The sequence below is a fragment of the uncultured Maricaulis sp. genome (assembly GCF_905480005.1).
GTDB lineage: Bacteria > Pseudomonadota > Alphaproteobacteria > Caulobacterales > Maricaulaceae > Maricaulis.
Genome location: NZ_CAJQOO010000092.1, coordinates 1 through 2,836, shown reverse-complemented (window position 1 = coordinate 2,836; position 2,836 = coordinate 1). Strand labels below are relative to the sequence as shown.

Below are 2,836 nucleotides of genomic sequence, written 5' to 3'. Positions count from 1 at the left end.
TCGGCGGCTTCGACGAGCTGGTCCATCAGACCCGGCATCCAGCCCTCCCAGGCGGCGCGAAGGCGATCGAGTTCCAGCGGGTGGGCACCATTGACGGTGACCGCCTTGCCGCCGGCGAGGCCGACCACATGGACCGGGATGTCATCGGCCTTGGCGTCCTGCAGGATGGCGATCGCGTCTTCCTTGGCAGCGGCCAGGAGGTAACGCCCCTGGTCTTCACCAAAGAGATAGCCATGCATCGGCACATTGCCTTCATGGGCGAGCTTGATGCCCATGTCGGACGCCAGCGCCATGTCGGCCGCCGCACAGGCGAGGCCACCATCGGAGAGATCGTGACAGGCCGACAGGCGACCGGCGCGGATCTGGCCGCGCACGAAATCGCCATTGGCTTTTTCGACATCCAGATCGACCAGCGGCGCGCCGCCATCTTCGCGGCCTTCAACGACTTTGAGATAGACCGAGGCGCCCAGCGCGCCCTCGGTCTCGCCGACGACCAGCAGGATATCGCCTTCGCGCATGCCACCGAAATGGGCACGTTGCGCCATGTCCGGGATCAGGCCGACACCGCCAATTGCCGGGGTCGGCGGAATGGCGACGCCATTGGTCTCATTGTAGAGGCTGACATTGCCGGACACGACCGGGAAGTCGAGCTTGGCACAGGCCTCGGCCATGCCGTCGATACAGCCAACGAACTGGCCCATGATTTCTTCACGCTCGGGATTGCCGAAGTTCAGGCAATCGGTGATCGCGATCGGGTCGGCGCCGGTTGCGGTCAGATTGCGCCAGGCTTCGGCGACGGCCTGCTTGCCGCCCTCGAACGGGTTCGCAATGCAATAGCGCGGCGTGCAATCCGTGGTGATGGCCAGCGCTTTCTTCGTGCCATGCACGCGAACAATGGCGGCATCCGACGGGTCTTCCGAGGACGCCGTGGTGTCGGCCATGACGTGACGGTCATACTGTTTCCAGATCCACGCCTTGGACGCCATGTCCGGGCTCGACATGACCTTCAGCAGGATCTCGCCCATATGGTCGGGCTGGGCGACGTCCTTGGCATTGAGCTGGGCGCGCACTTCCGGCGCGAAATAGGGGCGCTCGTATTTCGGTGCATCATCGGCCAGTGGCGCGACCGGGATATCGCAGACGGTCTCGCCCTTGTGGGTGAGGACCATGCGACCGGTATCCGTGGTTTCGCCGATCACCGCGACATCGAGTTCCCACTTCTTGAAGATCTCGTAGGCGACGTCCTCGCGCCCCGGCTTCATGATGACCAGCATCCGCTCCTGGCTTTCCGAGAGCATCATCTCATAGGTCGTCATATTGGTTTCGCGCTGGGGCACCTTGTCCATGTCGAGCGCGATGCCGATCCCGCCCTTGTCGGCCATTTCGACCGAGGAGGAGGTGAGGCCGGCAGCCCCCATGTCCTGGATGGCGGCGATGGCGTCGGTGGCCATCAGCTCGAGGCAGGCCTCGATCAGCTTCTTTTCGGTGAAGGGGTCACCGACCTGGACGGTGGGACGCTTTTCCTCGGAGGCGTCATCAAACTCGGCCGAGGCCATGGTCGCGCCATGAATGCCGTCGCGGCCGGTTTTTGAGCCCACATAGACGATCGGCTGGCCCGGCTCGGCGCCGCGCGCATAGAAGATATTGTCGGTGTCCGCGAGGCCGACGGCCATCGCATTGACCAGGATATTGCCGTTATAGCCGGCGTGGAAATTGGTCTCGCCGCCCACGGTCGGCACGCCGACGCAATTGCCATAACCGCCAATGCCAGCCACCACACCAGAGACCAGATGCGTGGTTTTCTTGTGCTCGGGCGCACCAAAGCGCAGCGCATTCATCAGCGCCACCGGGCGCGCGCCCATGGTGAAAACATCGCGCAATATGCCGCCCACGCCCGTCGCCGCACCCTGATAGGGCTCGATGAAGGAGGGGTGGTTGTGGCTTTCCATCTTGAAAATACACGCCTGACCATCGCCGATATCAATGACACCGGCATTCTCGCCCGGCCCCTGAATCACCTTTTCGCCGGAAGTCGGCAGACGGCCCAGATGCGCGCGTGAGGATTTGTAGGAACAATGCTCGGACCACATGACCGAGAAAATACCCAGCTCGACCAGGTTCGGCGCCCGGCCCAGACGGTCCAGAATGACGGCGTATTCGGCGTCATTGATACCGTGTTCCTTGACGATCTCGGCGGTGACTTTATCCGAGTATTGAGTCATTGTGCAACCTCAAGGCGATTATCGGTATGCGCACATATTTGTGCGCACATTATTGTGTTGTTCCGCGTCCTGCCCTATATCGAAGGAAGGCTCCATGAACGGCAAGGACTTTATTCGCCGCCTGAGAGCCTACGCCAAGGCCAACGGGCTCGATCTCGCAATTTCCCCGGAGCGTGGCAAGGGCGGACACCAATTGGTTCGCCTCGACAATCGTCCGACGACGGTCAAGTCGGGCGAGATCGGCAAGGGCTTGTTGGCCAAGATGTTGCGCGATCTCGCTGTGCCGAAAGAGAAATTCTGAGTGGAGCCAAGCATGGACAAAGCTGATTTCACAATTTTTGCCTATCCGGTCCGGCTGCACAAAGATGAAGACGGGCGGCGTTGGGTCGAGTGTCGTGACCTGCCCGAGCTGGCCACTGACGGGGCCGACGAAAGCGAAGCGCTCACAGAGGCAGCCGACGCGCTCGATCTGGTGATTCGGGATCGCTTACTGCGCGGCGAGGCGGTGCCAGACCCGTCACCGCGCCAACCGGGCGAAAACCTCGTTTGTCCCGACCATGTCACGACCTATCGTGTGGTTCTCTCGCGCTGGGTCGCCGCGACGGGCCGCGGTG

Annotated in this window: 3 protein-coding genes; 2 read left to right on the top strand and 1 reads right to left on the bottom strand. The window is 62.2% G+C overall.

Going from position 1 to position 2,836, the window contains the following annotated elements:
* Window positions 1-2,222 (bottom strand): phosphoribosylformylglycinamidine synthase subunit PurL (purL, locus tag QZ266_RS08765; protein ID WP_295694069.1); only part of this gene is annotated, 2,222 nt, incomplete at its 3' end.
* A gap of 94 nt (window positions 2,223-2,316) precedes the next feature.
* On the opposite strand from purL, the gene QZ266_RS08760 reads away from it, so the two are divergent.
* Window positions 2,317-2,523 carry a type II toxin-antitoxin system HicA family toxin gene (locus tag QZ266_RS08760; protein WP_011642968.1) on the top strand — a complete coding sequence of 69 codons (207 nt, stop codon included), beginning with the start codon at window positions 2,317-2,319 and terminating at the stop codon, window positions 2,521-2,523.
* 12 nt (window positions 2,524-2,535) lie between these two features.
* On the top strand, window positions 2,536-2,836 hold a 301-nt coding region (locus tag QZ266_RS08755; protein ID WP_295694064.1), incomplete at its 3' end, for a type II toxin-antitoxin system HicB family antitoxin.

Coding starts and splice junctions, on each gene's coding strand:
- QZ266_RS08760 (WP_011642968.1), top strand. CDS start 2,317: ATGAACGGCAAGGACTTTATTCGCCGCCTGAGAGCCTACGCCAAGGCC.